We start from the raw sequence: 16,990 nt of genomic DNA, 5'->3' as shown, positions 1-16,990 counted from the left end.
GCATCTAAAAAAGATGGATCTATTAATAACTATAATATAGGTGTGACGTTTATTTCTATAAAAAATGGAAAATACAGAATAAATTTTCTTTTTTTATTATTAGTGGAAGGTATAAAAGGTAGTAATAAGAGAATCTTATATTGCTTAATTAATTTTCTGTAAGTTACATGAATGTGTTTTCGTTATACGATTAGAATAGAAGAGGGGGAAGTAATATGAAAAATTATATTCAAGGAATTAATCATGTACAAGTAGCTGCGCCCGTAGGATGTGAAGAAGAGGCGCGAGAATTTTATGGTAATAAAATTGGAATGGAGGAAATTCCAAAGCCGGAGGAATTAAAGAAGCGTGGTGGGTGTTGGTTTAAGTGTGGAAATCAAGAGATTCATATCGGAGTTGAGCAAAACTTTAATCCAGCTAAAAAAGCGCATCCAGCTTTTTATGTTTTAAAAATTGATGAATTTAAACAAGAGTTAATAAAGCAAGGTGTTGAAGTAATAGATGATAATGCACGACCAGATGTAATTAGATTTTACGTATCAGATCCGTTTGGAAATCGAATTGAATTTATGCAAAATAAAAACTAGGTGAAGGTCCACCTAGTTTTTTATGCTTTTCTAAACAATCCTAATACTTCAACAGTTTCTGTAATATTAACGAATGCATGAGGATCAATTTCGGAAATCGTTAGTTTCATACTTGCTAACTCTTCACGCGAAACGACTGTCATAAGTACACGTTTTTTTTCGTTTGAATAAGCACCTTCACCATCAAGTAACGTAATTCCGCGTACTACAGTTGAAAGAAGCTTTTTTTTCATTTCTTCCGCTTGATTTGTTACAATCATAAGTGTAACTTTACGATGTTTTGTATGAACGGCATCAATTACTTTACCAGTTACATAAATTGAAAGTAAGCTTGTAAGGGCAACATCCCAAGTGAAGAAAAATCCCGCAATGACAACAACAACAGTATTTAATGCAATAAGGAATCCACCAAGTTTAATATCTCGCTTGCGAGATAACAACATACCGATAATATCAAATCCACCAGTTGAACCATGGCAGTTAAAGACAAGGCCAATACCAGCGCCGGCGATGACACCGCCAAATACAGAAGATAAAAGTGGATCTGTTGCTACGACTTTTACAGGAACATAGTATAGTGCAACAGATAATACAATTACAGAGACAACGGTGTTAAAAATTACTTTTTTTCCAAGACCTATGTATCCTAAAATAAGGATAGGTAAGTTCAATACAAAGTTAATAATACCTGTGTTCACAGGGGTTGCAATTCCTAAAATAATAGCAATTCCGCCAATTCCACTACTTAAAATTTTATGGGGGATAAGGAAAAGATTAAAGGCAATTGCAATAATAATAGAACCAAAAATAACACCAAGAAATCTGACCATCTCTTTCCCGTCCTTCACTAAATAATCATATTATTTCAAGATTATATATGAAATTGAAAGTTTTAGGGGAAAACAGTTTATTTCGGAAAATTAGATTAATCTAAATAGTTCGAGTGTTTAATTATTTAGAAGGGGGTACAGATATGAAGATAACAACGTACCAACAGAAGAGTCCTTTAAAACAAGAGTGTGAGGATTCATTTTTTTGTAATGAAGATAAAATGATGTACGGTGTATGTGATGGAGCAACTCCGCTCGTTCCGTTTTGTGATGAAGAAGGACATAATGGAGCATACATCGCTTCGCATTTATTTGCAAGTCATTTTACTTCGTTACGGGAGATTAATAGTTTACAAGGTGAAGTTGCAAAGGCGAATGAATTATTGCAAAACAAGATGATAGAGTACAAGGTTGATACGAGAAAAAAAGAACATCTGTGGTGTACATGTATTGCAGCAGTTCAAATAGAAGGCGAGAAACTTGAATATGCACAGTTAGGTGATTGTATGATCGTTGCTATACTTCAAGATGGAATGATGAGAGTATTAACGAAAGATACAGTTAAGGGAATTAGTAAACGTGCAAAAAAGAAAAGAGAGGAAGATAGAGAAAATGGATTACCTGTACCTGAAGAACACGTTTTTCAAGATGTTCGGGAGCAGTTAAAATACAATCGCTATCTTGCAAATATGTCAAACGGCTACTCAGTTGCAAATGGGATGAAAGAAGCTATGGATTATTTACAATATGGTGAATTACAGGTAGCTGAAGTAAGTGGGATTTTTATTTGTTCAGACGGATTGTTTCACCCAGAGTGGTCGTTAGAACAAACTGTAGTATATATAAGAAAGAATAGTATAAAAGAATATGTAGCAATCATTGAAAGGCTAGAAGGAGAAAATAGAATAAGACCAGATGATAAAACAGTTATTATGATCGATTTGTAAGAGGAGGATGTTCATATGGAAATTAAATGTGCAAATTTAACATTTCAAAATGAGTTAGTTCCTTTAGAAAAAGTAAATAAACTGATTATCCACCATACGTCAGAAGATGGATGGGATGTGTATAAAACTCACGAATTTCACCAAAAGGTAAGAGGATGGAGCGGGATTGGTTACAATTATTTTATTGAAGAAGATGGAACTGTAGTCGAAGGGCGAGGTTTACATATTGGAGCACATGCGAAAGATAATAATAGTGATACAATTGGAATATGTATGACGGGGGATTTTGATAAATATGATCCAACTATTGTACAAATGAATTCATTATATTCTTTATGTAAAATGTTTATGAAGCAGTTTGCCATAGAGAAAAGAAATATACTCGGTCATAGGGAGTTAGAAGGGGTTACAAAAACTTGTCCAGGAAATCGCTTTTCTATGGTAGAGTTAAGAAAAGTATTATCTTAAATATAGAGGAGTAACTCATGATGATGAACATAAAAATACCGACTGATAAAAAAGAAGAGCTTGTAGCACAAATTCAGCAATTTTTCGTTGAAGAAGATTTAGATGAGATTGGACGTTTCCAAGCAGAGCGCTTAATAGAAGAAATGATAAAGTTAGTAGGGCCATTTGCATACAATCAAGCAATTGGAGATGCAAGAAAGCTTGTAACTGAAAAATTATCTAATATTGAAGAAGATTTATATGTGTTAGAGAAGAATGAGGGTAAATAAAAAAGAGCCAGATGGCTCTTTTTTATTTGTTTTCTTTATGCTCTGTATATTCATGTGTTTTTTCTTTTACATTACCGATTGTGTTTTTAGCAGTCCATATTGATTTTGTATAAGCAATTTTCATATGGGCACGTTCCATATTATTTTGACTGCCGCTACCAAATCTAGCTTGTCCAACTATTAAATTGCAATTGGATTCAACAGCGGTCTCAATTCGTTTTTGAATTAATGCGGTATGACAACCTTTACGTTGAAATTCTGGCAAAGTAGCAGAAGCAGCTAGTGAGGCGACACCGTTATTTATCCCGCATTAACGGGCAGTAAAACTCCCACCTCAAAATTCAGGTGGAGCAAAGAAGTTAGGTGGGAGATCAACTGCCCGTAAACGCCCGATTGGTGAGGGCTAATAATCAGTGGGGGATGAACAAAACCCCCACTGATTAAAGTTTCACTTTATATAGAGTACCCCTATACTAGCTGGAGTGTTTTGAACTTCGGCTATGAAAAAATGCCATCCTGGCTGATTGTAAAGAATTTCATTATTTTGACGAACACTATCTTTTGTGAATAAAGGCATACTAAATCCCTGAACATAAATATCTGCAAAAGTATGAAACTCATTTTCTTTTAGTTTGCGTACTGAAATGTTAGAAGGGGGAAGTGGAAAATCTTGTTCCGGTATGCTATATAAAGCGGTATGGAAGCTAGATTGGTAAAAGCCTTTTTGAGATAAGTATTGAAATAGTTCAGTTGTGTCTTGAGCCGGTGTAATTTCAAAACGACAAGGGATGTGTAGTGATTGATAATAAGAGATGATTTCATCTATCTCATCTGTACTTGTGAATGCAATACCCTTTACTGTGTTAAAAGCAGGACCAGCAATTACTTTTGATGAAAAGGCAGTGGCACTCCCGAACTTTTTCATTTGTACTTGCATTGGATTTCCAGCTATCGCTTGTAATGCTTTTAATCTAGAAGATAGCATATCTATTTCTGCGTTTTCAATTTCTTGTGCTGTATTGAGTGTCATAATAGTACTCGTCAACTACCCCCACTGAGGTGAAACGTTTCAGTGGGGGCTTGAGTTAGAACTCTAGGTCTTTTCGTCTATCGCTAGACAGTTTGACGCTCTAGAATTCATGCCATCTTTCGGTGACACCCCAAGTAAGTTTTTGGTTGGTACTGGCAACGAACTATTGTTTTCCCACTTGCACCACCCTTTCGAAAAAGAGCAATTCTTCCTTGTGGAAGAAGCCACCACTCAGATGACTCCGGCGTGTGCTACAAGCCCCGACAAGTCGAGTACACATGGATGGTTGACGCACCCACTAAGCTATGCACGAAGCAACAGCCTTACGTGTTTGCACTTCTAATAGAATCGGCGTTTTCACTTTGAGATTTTCATCCAATTCTACAACTCTTGATTTTTGCAATGTATTCAACGCACCATTAATATCAGCGTGGATACATTTTCCTGATTTACTTCGATACAGACCACGAGTCATTCGTTTGCCACTAAAACGATAATGAGTCCTATCATCCTTAGACCAAACAGGAATCCTATCTTTGTCTAGAAAACTAGCTTTTGAGGTATAGCTTTCTTCTTGTTTCAAAAATCGGATGCCTTCTTTTACACATTTATTCTCAATTGCTGAAATCAATTTATGAAATGGGATTTGAACAAATTTTTGATTATTCTTGTTTCCCATATCAGATTCTTGTTTCCAACCAGTGTTATAACCTACGATAACCGTATCTATGTTGAATGCTTTCACTTTTTTGAACAACAGGCCTACAGTTTGTGAAATGTAACCATTTATTTGTCGTTCTCGTTTATGCCAAAGTGCAGCCATTTGATTCGTTACAACTCGTTTTGAAAGTCCATTTCCCCTATTTTTCTGTTGCAGATTACGTATCATTTTGTTGAAGTATTGGTTAATGGATTTTAATTTTTTTCCATCAATTAAGAATGTATCACCTGCATTTGTTGCACAACTTAATAATCTGTCTACACCTAAATCGCAACTCAAAGCGTTACTAGTAGTCGTGGATTGTTTCTTCATTTGAGAAACGTGCATCTCATATGTATAATGCACCTCAAAAAACCGACCTTTTTGCTTGGGTACAATCTCAATGTAGGAGACTTTTTTATTTATTAAATTTTTAGGCATACGTATTTTAATGGAACCGAATTTTTTTCTGAATTCAACATTCATCGGAATCATCCAATACCCGTTATCATCAACTTTTGGAACTTGATAGATTTCAATGATTCGTTTGTCAGTTGAACCAGAATAATTCGGAAACTTAGGACGACCTGTGAATTTCTCAGGATTTTTCTTCCACTGTTCCAATGCTTTAAAAAAGCTCTTCGCTTCTGTATATAAGGTTCTACGAATCGCTTGCACAGAGTTTGATTGCATGCCCGAGTAGTTCATATCGGCTTGCATGGCAGTGTCCACTTCTTTTACAGTAGCCATTTTATTATTGTTCAAGTAACTTTGTTTAATGGTGTACAATCCAACATTTCGCAACGCTTTTGAACTATGCGACATGCGTTGAAGTAAACGAAATTCTTTTGCCGTGAGGCAAGCTCGTCCGATATTCTGTTTCTGAGTGAATCGTTGCATGTTTTCTCTTTTCTTTTGTTTACGTAATACTTTAACTGCTTTCTTTCTAGCCATTGTTTTCACCACCTTTCTCAGAGAGTTCAGCCTATTGACTGACGGCAATTCATCTCCACCTGAATTGTTGGGCTTCACCCGTAGCACAAATCAGATGTAGTCTTCTTGCCGAAAAGGATAAAATTCCTCCGTCAATAAATATATTTCATAGTACATATACGATTTTTGTTCTGAGATTCCTGTTGAAATGTAAGAGAATAAGAAGTTTTTTGGAAGGGAAATGGAAGTGAACTGTCGAAGGGAGTGAAAACAGATTAAAGGTGGTGCTCTCATGAAACAGAAAGACGTGCAGACATGCTCTAATTGTGGTTCTCAAAACATAGGAGAAGGTGAGTTTGTCGGATATGCACAAATACGGAAAAAGGAAACGATGTTTACATCATCTCCAGTAGATGCTTATGTTTGTACGGATTGCGGGAATATCCTTTTATTAAAGGTACGGAATTATGAAAAGTTTAAGCAGAAGCCGTTATGATTATTGAGAAGTGGTAATATAAAACGTCGTATACGAAACATCTTACATTAAGTTAATACAAGTGACATTTTACATATATATGAGTACGCCTTAAAAAAAGAGATAAAAACATATACTGTATGAGATGCTCATCATTCATTACATAAACGGAAAAATATATAGAAGAAAAAGTAGTCATCTTAGAATGATTCATAACGAAAACTCCTTTAAATGAATAAAGGAGTTTTTTGTTTTTTTAACAATAATCACCTTTAATTGTTATAATTGGTTATTTAGAGGTGTTATTTTATTAACGTAATAATCATAGAAAAAACAGCTAAATCGTATATAAAACCGTTATATAACATAATCGCAACCGTAAGTTGACAAAGTGCAACCGCAGGAAGATAGAGATGAGAGCAATGTTTACATACAATTTAGTTAAGAAAGCAAAGGGGGATACACATATGGGATTTGGTGAGAAGTTATTTAAATTAAGAAAGGAAAAGGGCCTCTCTCAAGAAGCATTAGCTGAAAATTTAAACACAACAAGGCAAGCAGTTAGTAAATGGGAGAATGGTCAAGGTTTTCCTGAAACTGAAAAACTAATAATGATTGGAAATATATTTGAAGTCTCTCTTGATTACTTATTAAAAGAAACTGCTGAGCAAAGTAATGAAAAGGAAAATGGTTATTATGTAAGTAAGGAAATGGCGGAAGGGTATGTAGTGTATGGGCAAAAAATTTCTAAATATATCGCATTAGGATTTAGCTTGCTTATTTTATCTACAATACCGTATTTATTATTTAAAGAAAATGCAACAATGTCTACATTCCTTGTCATTATCATTGCTGTCCTTGGAATTGGAGCGATGATGGTACCTGTAACGATAGAAGAGAGTCGATACAATGTATTAAAAAAGGAAGAACTACTATTTGATCAAAACTTTCTAAAAGAATTGACAAAAAAATATGCGACTATTAAGAAGAAGTATGCGGCAGTAGTGATCGTTGGATTTTGTTTTATCGCGGCAGGAGCAATACCATTTTTATTTGAGAAAAAACGAATCACGTCAGGAGAGCTCGTGCAGTACTACCCTTATTGTGTTGTACTTATTGCTATTGGAGTTTATCTTTTTGTTCGTGTGTTAGGAGTGTTAGAGACGTATCGGATTTTAGTAGAAAATAAAGAATATAGTAATCGTTTCATTTTTAAATTAAAAAAGAAAGTAAGAAAAAAGGTAGATAGTTTTTAAATAGGAGAGAACCATGTTTTGTATCGTATGTATTCAAAACATGGTTTTTATTTATTAGAATTATTTCCAAAGAAATAATTCAGAAAATACAGAAAAATGTCGTAATTATTTGTAGAAGTCTGTTATAATATACAGAAATGAAAACGCTTTAAAGGGAGGCTGTAACCAATATGATGATGAATGTACCACTAACAATTAGTTCTATGATGGAAAGAGCAGAGAAACTATTCCCGAAGAAAGAAATCGTTTCTCGAACACATGATACAGTTACGACTTTAACGTATAAGCAGCTAGGGGAAAGGACAAGAAGACTTTCCAGTGCGTTAAAAAAGCTTGGAATTAAAGAAGGCGAGCGCATAGGAACGTTAGCGTGGAATCATCATCGACATGTAGAAGCATATTTTGCTATTCCAGGTATTGCTTCCGTATTACACACAATTAATATTCGTTTATCTCCTCAACATATTTCATACATTATTCAACATGCAGAAGATCGTATTTTACTTATTGATGAAGATCTTGTACCACTCATTGAGAATATCCAGTCTGAATTATCGACTGTACAAGCATATATTATTATGACTGATAAAGAGGAGCTCCCAAAAACTACCCTTCAGCCTGTATATCATTATGAGAAACTTTTAGAAGACGGCGACCCAAATTTCCAATTTGTTAAAGATATTGATGAAAATACACCTGCTGGTATGTGTTATACGTCAGCGACTACAGGGAATCCAAAAGGTGTTGTTTATACACATCGTAGTACAGTGTTGCACTGTATGGCACTTGGATTAGCGGATACGACAGCTTTATCGGAAAGTGATGCAGCAATGGCTATTGTGCCAATGTTTCATGTGAACGCTTGGGGACTTCCTTTTGCAGCTACTTGGTTTGGGTCAAAACAAGTTCTTCCGGGACCGATGTTTACTCCGAAAATTTTATTAGAAATGATTCAAACTGAAAAAGTAACGATAGCTGCGGGTGTGCCGACAATTTGGCTCGGTGTTTTACAAGAGTTAGAAAATAATAGTTATGATTTATCTAGTATAACGAGATTACTATGCGGAGGCGCAGCTGCACCGAAAAGCGTTATTAAAGCGTTTGAGCAAAAATATAATGTTCCTTTCGTACATGCATATGGCATGACTGAAACGAGTCCACTCGTAACGCTTGCACGTCTAAAAAGCTATGAAACAGATTTGGCGTATGAAGAACAACTTGAGATAAGATCGAAGCAAGGATATCTTGTCCCTGGTGTAGAGATGAAAGTAGTCGGTACAAATGGTGAAGTGAAGTGGGATGGTACGGAGATGGGAGAACTATGTTTACGAGCGCCATGGATCGCTGCAAGCTATTATAACGATGAGCGTACGGTGGAAGGGTTCCGTGATGGATGGTTATATACTGGCGATGTCGTTACAGTCGATGAGGAAGGTTGCGTCAAAATTGTTGATCGTACGAAGGATGTTATTAAAAGCGGTGGAGAATGGATTTCCTCCGTTGACCTTGAAAATGCTCTAATGGCACATGACGCTATATTTGAAGCGGCTGTCGTTGCAATTCCACACCCGCAGTGGCAAGAGCGTCCAGTTGCCTGCGTTGTACAAAAGAAAAATAGCACTGTTACAAAAGAGGAACTATATGAATTTTTAAAACCACAGTTTGCGAAGTGGTGGTTACCAGACGATATTGTATTTATGGAGGAAATTCCGAAAACATCTGTTGGGAAGTTTTTAAAACAGGCGCTTAGGAAAGAACTTGAGCATTTGCATAAAGAGAAGTGATTGAATTTATATTTGTAAACTTATGTAGAAATAAGGTTGACAAAGGGTGGATAGAAAGATAATATAACTCCTATAATATGTTATCTAAAATCTAATTTAAGTTTACAAATAGGAGAAGCAAATATGAATACAAAAAACTTAGTTTTCGTCGCTTTATTTAGTTCTATTATGGGAGTGTTAGGGTTAATACCTCCAATTGCTCTTGCTATTACACCAGTTCCGATTACATTACAATCACTTGGTGTTATGCTTGCTGGTGGACTGTTAGGATCACGTCTCGGTGCATTAAGTCAGCTTATTTTCTTACTTATAGTTGGAGTTGGAGCACCATTACTTGCTGGTGGACGCGGGGGTCCAAGTGTATTTGTTGGGCCAAGTGCAGGATATTTACTTGGTTATATCGTTGGAGCGTTTGTCATTGGATATTTAATTGAGCGTTTACGTGAAGTTTCTATTATAAAAGTATTATGCATTAATATAATTGGTGGTATTTTCGTAGTTTATGTATTTGGTATCATTGTCCAAGCTTTCGTAATGGATATTTCCGTATGGGAAACGATGAAAGTAAGTGTCGTATTTTTACCAGGTGATTGCATAAAGGCGACTATAGCAGCGATTCTTGTGACAAGATTACATCGCTCATTGAAACATATTATTACGCCTGCTTTAAAGAATAAAAAAATTACAAATGCAGGATAAGAAAAAGGAGAAACACGTTACTTGCGTGTTTCTCTTTATTATTTTGTAAAGAAAGGACGTCACATATGGGGATTACAAAAGAATACAAAAAGTATGCCTCTTTACAACCGAATAAAATAGCGATTAAAGAAAATGATAGAGTGTTAACATATAAAGATTGGTTCGAGTCAGTTTGTAAAGTAGCAAACTGGTTGAATGAAAAAGAATCGAAGAATAAAACAGTAGCAATTGTATTAGAAAATTGTACTGAGTTTTTACAAATATTTGCGGGTTCCGCAATGGCTGGATGGGTTTGTGTGCCGCTAGATATAAAATGGAAACGAGATGAACTTAAAGAAAGAATAGCGATTAGTAAACCGGATATTATTGTGGCGGAGCAGTATAGGCTTAGTGATATATTCTGCGAAGAAGGAAGGGTTATTGAGATTGAAGAATGGAAAGAAATGATTGAGAACTATCTTCCTACATATCATCCTGTAGAAAATGTACAAAACGCTCCTTTTTATATGGGATTTACATCAGGATCGACTGGAAAAGCAAAAGCATTTTTACGTGCTCAACAGTCATGGGTACATAGTTTTGATTGCAATGTACATGATTTTTATATGAAAAATACAGATTCTATTTTAATAGCTGGGACGCTTGTTCATTCTTTATTCTTATATGGAGCAATAAGTGCCTTATATTTAGGACAAACGGTACATATAATGAGAAAGTTTGTACCAGTTCAAGTGCTATCTAGTATAAAGATAGAGAATATTTCTGTAATGTATACAGTCCCTACAATGCTTGAGTCTTTGTATAAAGAAAATAAAGTAATTGAAAGTGAAATGAAAATTATTTCATCAGGAGCGAAATGGGAAGCTGAAGCAAAAGAAAAGATGAAAAATGTGTTTCCTTATGCAAAAAGATATGAGTTTTACGGTGCGTCTGAGCTAAGCTTTGTAACGGCATTGGTTGAAGAAGAGAGTGAAAGAAAACCGAATTCAGTAGGGAAACCTTGTCATAATGTACAAGTTCGAATATGTAATGAAGCAGGAGAAGAAGTGCAGAAAGGCGAGGTAGGAACTGTTTATGTGAAAAGTGATCAGTTTTTTATGGGATACATATTGGATGGGGTTTTAATTCCAGAGTTGACTGTAGATGGTTGGATGACAGTGAGAGATGTAGGTTATCAAGATGAAGAGGGATTTATATACATTGTCGGTAGAGAGAAGAATATGATTATTTTTGGAGGAATCAATATTTTCCCAGAAGAAATAGAAAGTGTATTACAGACACATCCAGCTGTTGATGAAATAGTTGTTGTTGGTATAAAAGATAGTTATTGGGGTGAAAAACCTGTCGCTATCGTAAAAGGAAGTGCTACGAAGCAACAATTAAAGAGCTTTTGCCTACAACGATTATCCTCTTTTAAAATACCGAAAGAATGGCATTTTGTAGATGACATCCCTTATACAAGTAGCGGGAAAATAGCTCGTAATGCAGCAAAAAGTATCATTGGAAATCAGGAGAAGATATATGAATAGAGCAGTTATTGTAGAAGCGAAAAGGACACCCATTGGTAAGAAAAATGGGATGTTGAAAGATTATGAAGTTCAGCATTTAGCAGCACCAATTCTTTCGTTTTTAAGTAAAGGAATTGAGAGAGAAATAGATGATGTTATATTAGGGAATGTTGTTGGACCGGGAGGAAATATTGCAAGGCTGTCTACTTTAGAAGCGGGACTCGGTTATCATATTCCTGGTGTAACGATTGACCGGCAATGTGGTGCTGGATTGGAAGCAGTACGTATGGCGTGTCATCTCATTCAAGGGGGAGCAGGTAATTGTTATATCGCCGGGGGAGTAGAGAGTACAAGTACGTCACCTTTTCAAAAGAGAGCGCGGTTTTCACCTGAAATACTTGGAGATCCTGATATGGGAGTAGCGGCTGAATATGTCGCGGAGCGTTATAACATAACGAGGGAAATGCAAGACGAGTACGCTTGTCTTAGTTATAAACGGACCCTGCAAGCGTTAGAAAATGGATATATACAAGATGAAATATTGTCACTTAATGGATTATTAGATGAATCTATAAAGCGAGAAATGAATTATGAAAGAATGATAAAGAGAACGAAACCTGTATTTTTACAAAATGGAACAGTAACAGCAGGGAATTCGTGTGGTGTAAATGACGGGGCATGTGCTGTTCTTGTAATGGAAGAGGGGCAAGCCCGGAAATTAGGATATAAGCCTTTTCTTCGTTTCGTTCGCAGTGCTGTAGTTGGAGTGGATCCAAACCTTCCGGGAACTGGTCCGATATTTGCTGTACAAAAACTACTTAGAGAAATGAATTTAGTGATAGAAGATATTGATTGTATTGAGATGAATGAAGCGTTTGCCGCTAAAGTTGTTGCATGTGCGCAAACGTTACAAATTCCGTATGAAAAGTTAAATGTAAATGGTGGTGCAATAGCGCTTGGTCATCCGTACGGTGCGTCTGGAGCTATGCTTGTAACGCGCTTGTTTTATCAGGCTAAAAGAGAGCATATGAAATATGGAATTGCGACATTAGGAATTGGTGGGGGAATTGGGCTTGCTCTTTTATTTGAAAAAGTAGAAGACTAGCAAGTTAACTAGTTTTCTACTTTTTCAGGAATATAGGCGTTGCTACCAGGTTTTGCTTTTATTTCGTTCCAAGCAGCGATAGCATCTGTTTTTGATTTTCCTTTGTTGCTTGGGTCTTCGAAAAAAGAACGAGTAAAACGATTATATTCAAATTGTGTACCGATAGTTGTTTTATATGTGGGGTCTTTTTTACGTTCGTTTTCCTCATACCAAAACGTTATAGCGTCTTCATATGTTTTTCCGATATTCTCTTTAAAGAACTTTTGAAGAGCTACTGTAAAGCGGAAGTTTGCTCCAATTTTTTCTTTGAAAAAAGCACGCACATCTTCACTACAGCGGTGATTTTCAGTAATAATTGTTTGAAGAGAAAGATCTTTATAAGAGAGGGAAGTTTTACTCACTTTTTGATGAGAACGGTTTTTTAATACTTTACCCGTAGTTAAATAATGTGAGATACGCCCGCTTATTTCGATCTTAGAGCCACTAGCTGGTAAATCATGCTCACGACAAAATGTTTGCAGTTCTGTTTTTAACCAATAATAGTTTTGGAAATCTTCAAGAGATATAGTTTTTGTTAAAGGTGGGCGCATGCATATAACAACTTCTTTCTTCCATAATTTTCTTTAATTATAAAACGTACGTTCTTTTTATGGAAGGATTTATTTGTAAATTTAATAGAAAAAGGGGAGAGATTATGACGAATGTAATGTAAGTTCGGGTTACTGGAATTTTAATTGAAGACGAAAAGGTATTGCTAGTAAAACAAAAAGAGATGCCACCTAGTCAAAAAGCTTCACTAGATGACATCTTCCTCATAAAATAATCTACACTGCTGACTGTAAAGAAGAAACAAGCCGACTTAAAAACTCATCTCCACTCATAATTGCTTTCCCACCGCCGCGAGCACTCTTTTTATTTCCTCCGCCTTTTCCTTCAATAGAAGGAAGGGCATTTTTTAAAAGAGAATTCATATCGAGTATCACTGCTTTACCACAAGCAAGAATACATTGTAGTTTGTCATCATTTTCAATGACGAAATACGTAATTGCATGCTCTTGTTGTTCTGTAATAATAGCAGAAAGTTTTGCGATTTCTTGCATGGAACGATTTATAAATACTTTAGAAATAAGTGTTCCAGCGTGTATTTCTTCTGGCTGTTGCAATAATTCATTCGCTTCTGCAAATAATAATTTTTCATTCATTGCTTGTACTGCTTTTTCGTTTTCTTTTTGAGAAGTAAGAATCTGTGCTACTTTTGCTGGAATATCAGTTTCGCTACTGTTTAATTGTTTAGAAACATCTTTCATAATTTGTTGCTGTTGTCCCATTAGTTTAAGTGTGCGCCAACCAGCGATAAATGTTAAGCGGATGCCACCTTTATTGCGCTCCCAATTAAGTACTTGAATAGGACCTACTTCACCTGTACGTTTCGGATGCGTTCCACCACAGCCGTTGTAGTCGAAATTTTCGATAATAACAACGCGTATATTTTCTGTCATAGTAGGTTCTTTACGAAGAGGTAATGTTTTCGCTTCTTCTAAGTTCATCCACTGGGTATGGATTGGATGGTTTTCAAAAACAATTTTGTTGGCAATTTGCGCTGCTTTTTCAACCGTTTCTGTAGGAAGATTTTCCGTTTCTAAATCAATTGTTACCGTTTCTTTTCCGAGATGGAACCCAATTGTTGGTATGTCAAAATGGTCCCAAAAAGCAGCAGATAAAATGTGCTGAGCTGTATGTTGCTGCATATGATCAAAACGGCGCTCCCAATCTATTTTACCCTCTACTTCTTCTGTATGTAATTGTTCTATTATGAAATGACGAATTTCTCCATTTACTTCTTCAACGTTACTTACCGGAATACCATTTAAAGTTCCAGTGTCGTGTGGTTGTCCGCCGCCTGTTGGATAAAATGCAGTTTCATTTAAAACAACATATAAGTTTCCTTCTGTATCATGCTCTTGTTTTATAACTTTAGTTGTAAAGGTTTGCTGATAAGCATCGTTGTAATATAATTTTTTCTCCAATTTTCTTTCTCCTTTCTCATTCACTAGTTTCATTGTAAAGCAATTGAAATAAGTTTCCTAATATTTCAGAAGAAAGAAACTATTTTTAGAATTTTCTTGCTATAATAAGAAAAAGAAAATGCGGGGGTGGAATGAAAATGCTATATGAAAACGGCGTAGATAAGCTGCTTAGTTTAAGCAGAAATATTTCCGAATTATATCGAGAATTAAATGAGATGACCCGGATTTTAACGGAATGTAATCGAGAAAGTGTGAAATTTGATCGGTTATATGTAAAGGAGTTACTTTGGAAAAAAGAAGATGTAATGGAGAAGTATGATCAATTACTCGTCCAGCTTTGTGTTAATGAATGCTTTGATTTAAAAAGTGTAATCACTGGCGAATATAAGTATACATATGAAGAAGTAGAAAGCATTGTTTTAGAATTTAATGAAAAGTATAATGTAGCTATTTTGATTAAAGATGTTTGTAAAGAACTACAGTTTACATATGGAATTGATATGGAGATAACGAGAACAGCTCGGGTATAAACATTTCAAGTATAGAAAAAGGAAGAAGAAAGCAGGTCCTTTGCTTTCTTTTTTTATGTAAGAAAAGAGAGAGTAGGTTTAAAGATGAAGGGGAAGTTACAGCATATTCATCCACTTGGAATGAGTATCATTATAGGGACATTATTTGCTAGGTTTGCAACTTCAATGAGCATTCCTTTTTTAGCGATTTATTTAACGACTGTTAAAGACGTATCGGCTGGAATGACCGGTGCTAATTGGAACGAGTGCGCTTGTTGGAGTTTTTGCTAGTTTTATTGGGGGGAATTTATCGGATCGATTTGGCCGGAAAACGATTATGATGTGGTCCATGATTGTTTGGGTTTTTGTATTTATAGGGTTTTCAGTTGCAGATCATGTTTTTAGTTTCTTTCTATTAAACGCTTTGAATGGGTTATGTCGGTCTTTTTTTGAACCGACATCAAGAGCTTTATTATCAGATTTAACAAAACCAGAGTATCGTTTACTTGCTTATAACTTGCGGTATGGTGCAGTAAATGTCGGGGTAGCTGTTGGTCCAATTGTGGGATTGCAGCTCGGAAGTGCAAAATCAACAATTCCTTTTTTAGTAGCCGCTGGAGTGTACATTTTATATACAGTTATATTAGCGCTTCAATTTAAGAAATATCCACTTGATAAAAAGAAAGTAACTACAAAAAATCCGGTCACAATGTTAAATGCGGTTCGGATTTTGCGAAAAGACATAGTATTTTTAGTGGCTTTAGTCGGGATTATTTTGAGTAATAGTGGTTTTTCACATTTAACGACGACACTATCTCAATATTTTGCAAACGCACATATATTTCAAGATGGAGTAAAACTGTTCTCATATATGCTAACTTTAAATGCAATTACAGTAGTAGTTATTCAATACCCTGTTATTCAAATGTGTAAAAAGTATACGCCGTTAGCGTCTATTATGGTTGGAACGTTATTTGTGAGCGGGGGATTGTTTGGATTTGGACTAGTAGAATCTATGTTAGGGGCTGCTATATGTACAATTATTTTTACATTCGGAGAAGTATTAATGTTTTCAATGACAGATGTATTTATTGATGAGATAGCTGATTCACATTTGAAAGGGACATATTTTGGAGCTATGGGTTTTTCAGGAATTGGTGGAGTAATCGGGCCATGGTTTGGTGGGATACTTCTCGATTATTATGGGTATCAAAATGGCTTTTTAGTATTTTTAATATTAGCTATATTTTCAAGCATAGCGTTCCCAGTTCTTTTAGTGACAAAAGGTTTATTGAAAAAAAGATACTTTAGAAATTCTAAAATAGAAATACATGCGAAATAACATAAGCCCGAGCAAACTAAAAGGTTGCTCGGGCTTATATTTGTATTTATATCAATCGTTAATTCGAAAAAAGACTTTTTCTTCATGCTTATTGGCAACTTCGTTTTTGGAAATATGAATGGCTAAATATCCATTCTCTAAGCAGGCTAGCATCTTCTTGTAAATGATATTAGCAGGTAAAGGAATGATCCGCTGTAAAGAAGTGTTTTTATGAAGTATGCAAATGTTTAGGCCTGTCTCCATCTTTTTAATGAGTACATTTTGTGCAGTTGCATTTGGTACATCTGTTTCCAAAATGTATTCTTGTTCTGTTTCACAAAGGTCAATATGAATTTGATTTGGAAAACTAAAGTTACTACAAGAATCAGAACAAAATTGATCCATCCATTCTTCGAAACCATCAACATGAAAAAGACAATCCTTCTTTTTCTTGCCCATGTAAGACACCCTCCGTAAAATCTCAATTCATACTATGTTATGCATGAATGAACTAGAGGTGAAGAATAAATGAAAAAATATAA

16 protein-coding genes and 4 pseudogenes are annotated in these 16,990 nt (G+C 35.4%); 13 read left to right on the top strand and 7 right to left on the bottom strand.

Annotated features, from left to right (window positions below; genetic code table 11):
• The first annotated feature begins 215 nt into the window (after positions 1 to 215).
• A complete protein-coding gene (locus MHI07_RS16410) occupies positions 216 to 587 on the top strand; it encodes a VOC family protein (RefSeq protein WP_340825147.1) in 372 nt (123 codons plus the stop codon).
• Positions 588 to 607: 20 nt separating this feature from the next.
• On the opposite strand, the gene MHI07_RS16405 is transcribed toward MHI07_RS16410, so the two are convergent.
• The gene (locus MHI07_RS16405) at positions 608 to 1,417 is read right to left on the bottom strand and encodes a YitT family protein (protein WP_215579267.1); all 810 of its coding nucleotides are present in this window, start codon (positions 1,415 to 1,417) and stop codon (positions 608 to 610) included.
• A 143-nt stretch (positions 1,418 to 1,560) separates the two neighbouring features.
• On the opposite strand from MHI07_RS16405, the gene MHI07_RS16400 reads away from it, so the two are divergent.
• Genes MHI07_RS16400 through MHI07_RS16390 form a run of 3 tightly spaced genes read left to right on the top strand, consistent with a single transcriptional unit; the run spans position 1,561 to position 3,101 of the window.
• Positions 1,561 to 2,364, top strand: a complete 804-nt coding sequence (locus tag MHI07_RS16400) for a protein phosphatase 2C domain-containing protein (RefSeq protein ID WP_340825142.1) — start codon at positions 1,561 to 1,563, stop codon at positions 2,362 to 2,364.
• A 15-nt stretch (positions 2,365 to 2,379) separates the two neighbouring features.
• Positions 2,380 to 2,832: a peptidoglycan recognition protein family protein gene (locus MHI07_RS16395; RefSeq protein WP_340825140.1), complete on the top strand. Its 453-nt coding sequence runs from the start codon at positions 2,380 to 2,382 to the stop codon at positions 2,830 to 2,832.
• Between the two features lie 17 nt (positions 2,833 to 2,849).
• Complete coding sequence (locus MHI07_RS16390; protein ID WP_002111161.1) at positions 2,850 to 3,101, top strand: DUF2164 domain-containing protein; 252 nt, start codon at positions 2,850 to 2,852, stop codon at positions 3,099 to 3,101.
• Positions 3,102 to 3,123: 22 nt separating this feature from the next.
• Here the strand turns inward: MHI07_RS16390 and MHI07_RS16385 are convergent.
• From MHI07_RS16385 to MHI07_RS16375, 3 genes and pseudogenes are all read right to left on the bottom strand, one after another.
• Positions 3,124 to 3,402: pseudogene (locus tag MHI07_RS16385) on the bottom strand (hypothetical protein); the annotation flags it as partial.
• A gap of 153 nt (positions 3,403 to 3,555) precedes the next feature.
• Positions 3,556 to 4,131: pseudogene (locus MHI07_RS16380) on the bottom strand (GNAT family N-acetyltransferase); the annotation flags it as partial.
• Between the two features lie 298 nt (positions 4,132 to 4,429).
• The gene (locus MHI07_RS16375; protein ID WP_340825137.1) at positions 4,430 to 5,785 is read right to left on the bottom strand and encodes a transposase; all 1,356 of its coding nucleotides are present in this window, start codon (positions 5,783 to 5,785) and stop codon (positions 4,430 to 4,432) included.
• A 271-nt stretch (positions 5,786 to 6,056) separates the two neighbouring features.
• On the opposite strand from MHI07_RS16375, the gene MHI07_RS16370 reads away from it, so the two are divergent.
• The 6 genes from MHI07_RS16370 (at position 6,057) to MHI07_RS16345 (ending at position 12,591) form a co-directional block, all read left to right on the top strand.
• Complete coding sequence (locus MHI07_RS16370; protein WP_078174182.1) at positions 6,057 to 6,260, top strand: hypothetical protein; 204 nt, start codon at positions 6,057 to 6,059, stop codon at positions 6,258 to 6,260.
• A 446-nt stretch (positions 6,261 to 6,706) separates the two neighbouring features.
• The gene (locus MHI07_RS16365; protein WP_340826910.1) at positions 6,707 to 7,495 is read left to right on the top strand and encodes a helix-turn-helix domain-containing protein; all 789 of its coding nucleotides are present in this window, start codon (positions 6,707 to 6,709) and stop codon (positions 7,493 to 7,495) included.
• 170 nt (positions 7,496 to 7,665) lie between these two features.
• Positions 7,666 to 9,279 carry a long-chain fatty acid--CoA ligase gene (locus MHI07_RS16360; RefSeq protein ID WP_340825135.1) on the top strand — a complete coding sequence of 538 codons (1,614 nt, stop codon included), beginning with the start codon at positions 7,666 to 7,668 and terminating at the stop codon, positions 9,277 to 9,279.
• Positions 9,280 to 9,402: 123 nt separating this feature from the next.
• Entirely contained in the window at positions 9,403 to 9,978 is a 576-nt protein-coding gene (locus tag MHI07_RS16355) for a biotin transporter BioY (protein WP_002111152.1), read from the top strand.
• A 65-nt stretch (positions 9,979 to 10,043) separates the two neighbouring features.
• Positions 10,044 to 11,507: an acyl-CoA synthetase gene (locus MHI07_RS16350; RefSeq protein ID WP_340825129.1), complete on the top strand. Its 1,464-nt coding sequence runs from the start codon at positions 10,044 to 10,046 to the stop codon at positions 11,505 to 11,507.
• Positions 11,500 to 12,591, top strand: coding sequence for an acetyl-CoA C-acyltransferase (locus MHI07_RS16345; protein WP_340825128.1), 1,092 nt, complete (start codon positions 11,500 to 11,502; stop codon positions 12,589 to 12,591). The genes MHI07_RS16350 and MHI07_RS16345 overlap by 8 nt, the downstream gene beginning before the upstream one ends.
• Before the next feature lie 8 nt (positions 12,592 to 12,599).
• Here MHI07_RS16345 and MHI07_RS16340 read toward each other — a convergent pair whose 3' ends face one another.
• Entirely contained in the window at positions 12,600 to 13,181 is a 582-nt protein-coding gene (locus MHI07_RS16340) for a DUF6434 domain-containing protein (RefSeq protein ID WP_340825125.1), read from the bottom strand.
• A 59-nt stretch (positions 13,182 to 13,240) separates the two neighbouring features.
• Between MHI07_RS16340 and MHI07_RS16335 the strand changes: the two are divergent.
• A pseudogene (locus MHI07_RS16335) lies at positions 13,241 to 13,360 on the top strand (NUDIX hydrolase); the annotation flags it as partial.
• Positions 13,361 to 13,415: 55 nt separating this feature from the next.
• On the opposite strand, the gene MHI07_RS16330 reads toward MHI07_RS16335, so the two are convergent.
• Positions 13,416 to 14,618: an alanyl-tRNA editing protein gene (locus MHI07_RS16330; RefSeq protein WP_215571913.1), complete on the bottom strand. Its 1,203-nt coding sequence runs from the start codon at positions 14,616 to 14,618 to the stop codon at positions 13,416 to 13,418.
• A gap of 131 nt (positions 14,619 to 14,749) precedes the next feature.
• On the opposite strand from MHI07_RS16330, the gene MHI07_RS16325 reads away from it, so the two are divergent.
• Positions 14,750 to 15,148, top strand: a complete 399-nt coding sequence (locus MHI07_RS16325) for a hypothetical protein (protein ID WP_088099413.1) — start codon at positions 14,750 to 14,752, stop codon at positions 15,146 to 15,148.
• Between the two features lie 84 nt (positions 15,149 to 15,232).
• Positions 15,233 to 16,469, top strand: a pseudogene (locus MHI07_RS16320) (MDR family MFS transporter).
• 51 nt (positions 16,470 to 16,520) lie between these two features.
• Here MHI07_RS16320 and MHI07_RS16315 read toward each other — a convergent pair.
• On the bottom strand, positions 16,521 to 16,907 hold the full coding sequence (locus tag MHI07_RS16315; protein ID WP_016105830.1) for an Hsp20/alpha crystallin family protein: 387 nt from the start codon (positions 16,905 to 16,907) through the stop codon (positions 16,521 to 16,523).
• Positions 16,908 to 16,990 lie beyond the last annotated feature (83 nt).

Origin of the sequence: Bacillus sp. FSL H8-0545 (genome assembly GCF_038006105.1) — a bacterium.
GTDB lineage: Bacteria > Bacillota > Bacilli > Bacillales > Bacillaceae_G > Bacillus_A > Bacillus_A cereus_U.
Note: the sequence above shows the minus strand (reverse complement) of the source record. Positions and strands in the feature narration are given on the sequence as shown.

Bases quoted from the DNA above. Each gene is read 5' to 3' on its own strand.
- MHI07_RS16410 (WP_340825147.1), top strand. From the start codon at position 216: ATGAAAAATTATATTCAAGGAATTAATCATGTACAAGTAGCTGCGCCC.
- MHI07_RS16405 (WP_215579267.1), bottom strand. From the start codon at position 1,417: ATGGTCAGATTTCTTGGTGTTATTTTTGGTTCTATTATTATTGCAATT.
- MHI07_RS16400 (WP_340825142.1), top strand. From the start codon at position 1,561: ATGAAGATAACAACGTACCAACAGAAGAGTCCTTTAAAACAAGAGTGT.
- MHI07_RS16395 (WP_340825140.1), top strand. From the start codon at position 2,380: ATGGAAATTAAATGTGCAAATTTAACATTTCAAAATGAGTTAGTTCCT.
- MHI07_RS16390 (WP_002111161.1), top strand. From the start codon at position 2,850: ATGATGATGAACATAAAAATACCGACTGATAAAAAAGAAGAGCTTGTA.
- MHI07_RS16375 (WP_340825137.1), bottom strand. From the start codon at position 5,785: ATGGCTAGAAAGAAAGCAGTTAAAGTATTACGTAAACAAAAGAAAAGA.
- MHI07_RS16370 (WP_078174182.1), top strand. From the start codon at position 6,057: ATGAAACAGAAAGACGTGCAGACATGCTCTAATTGTGGTTCTCAAAAC.
- MHI07_RS16365 (WP_340826910.1), top strand. From the start codon at position 6,707: ATGGGATTTGGTGAGAAGTTATTTAAATTAAGAAAGGAAAAGGGCCTC.
- MHI07_RS16360 (WP_340825135.1), top strand. From the start codon at position 7,666: ATGATGATGAATGTACCACTAACAATTAGTTCTATGATGGAAAGAGCA.
- MHI07_RS16355 (WP_002111152.1), top strand. From the start codon at position 9,403: ATGAATACAAAAAACTTAGTTTTCGTCGCTTTATTTAGTTCTATTATG.
- MHI07_RS16350 (WP_340825129.1), top strand. From the start codon at position 10,044: ATGGGGATTACAAAAGAATACAAAAAGTATGCCTCTTTACAACCGAAT.
- MHI07_RS16345 (WP_340825128.1), top strand. From the start codon at position 11,500: ATGAATAGAGCAGTTATTGTAGAAGCGAAAAGGACACCCATTGGTAAG.
- MHI07_RS16340 (WP_340825125.1), bottom strand. From the start codon at position 13,181: ATGCGCCCACCTTTAACAAAAACTATATCTCTTGAAGATTTCCAAAAC.
- MHI07_RS16325 (WP_088099413.1), top strand. From the start codon at position 14,750: ATGAAAATGCTATATGAAAACGGCGTAGATAAGCTGCTTAGTTTAAGC.
- MHI07_RS16315 (WP_016105830.1), bottom strand. From the start codon at position 16,907: ATGGGCAAGAAAAAGAAGGATTGTCTTTTTCATGTTGATGGTTTCGAA.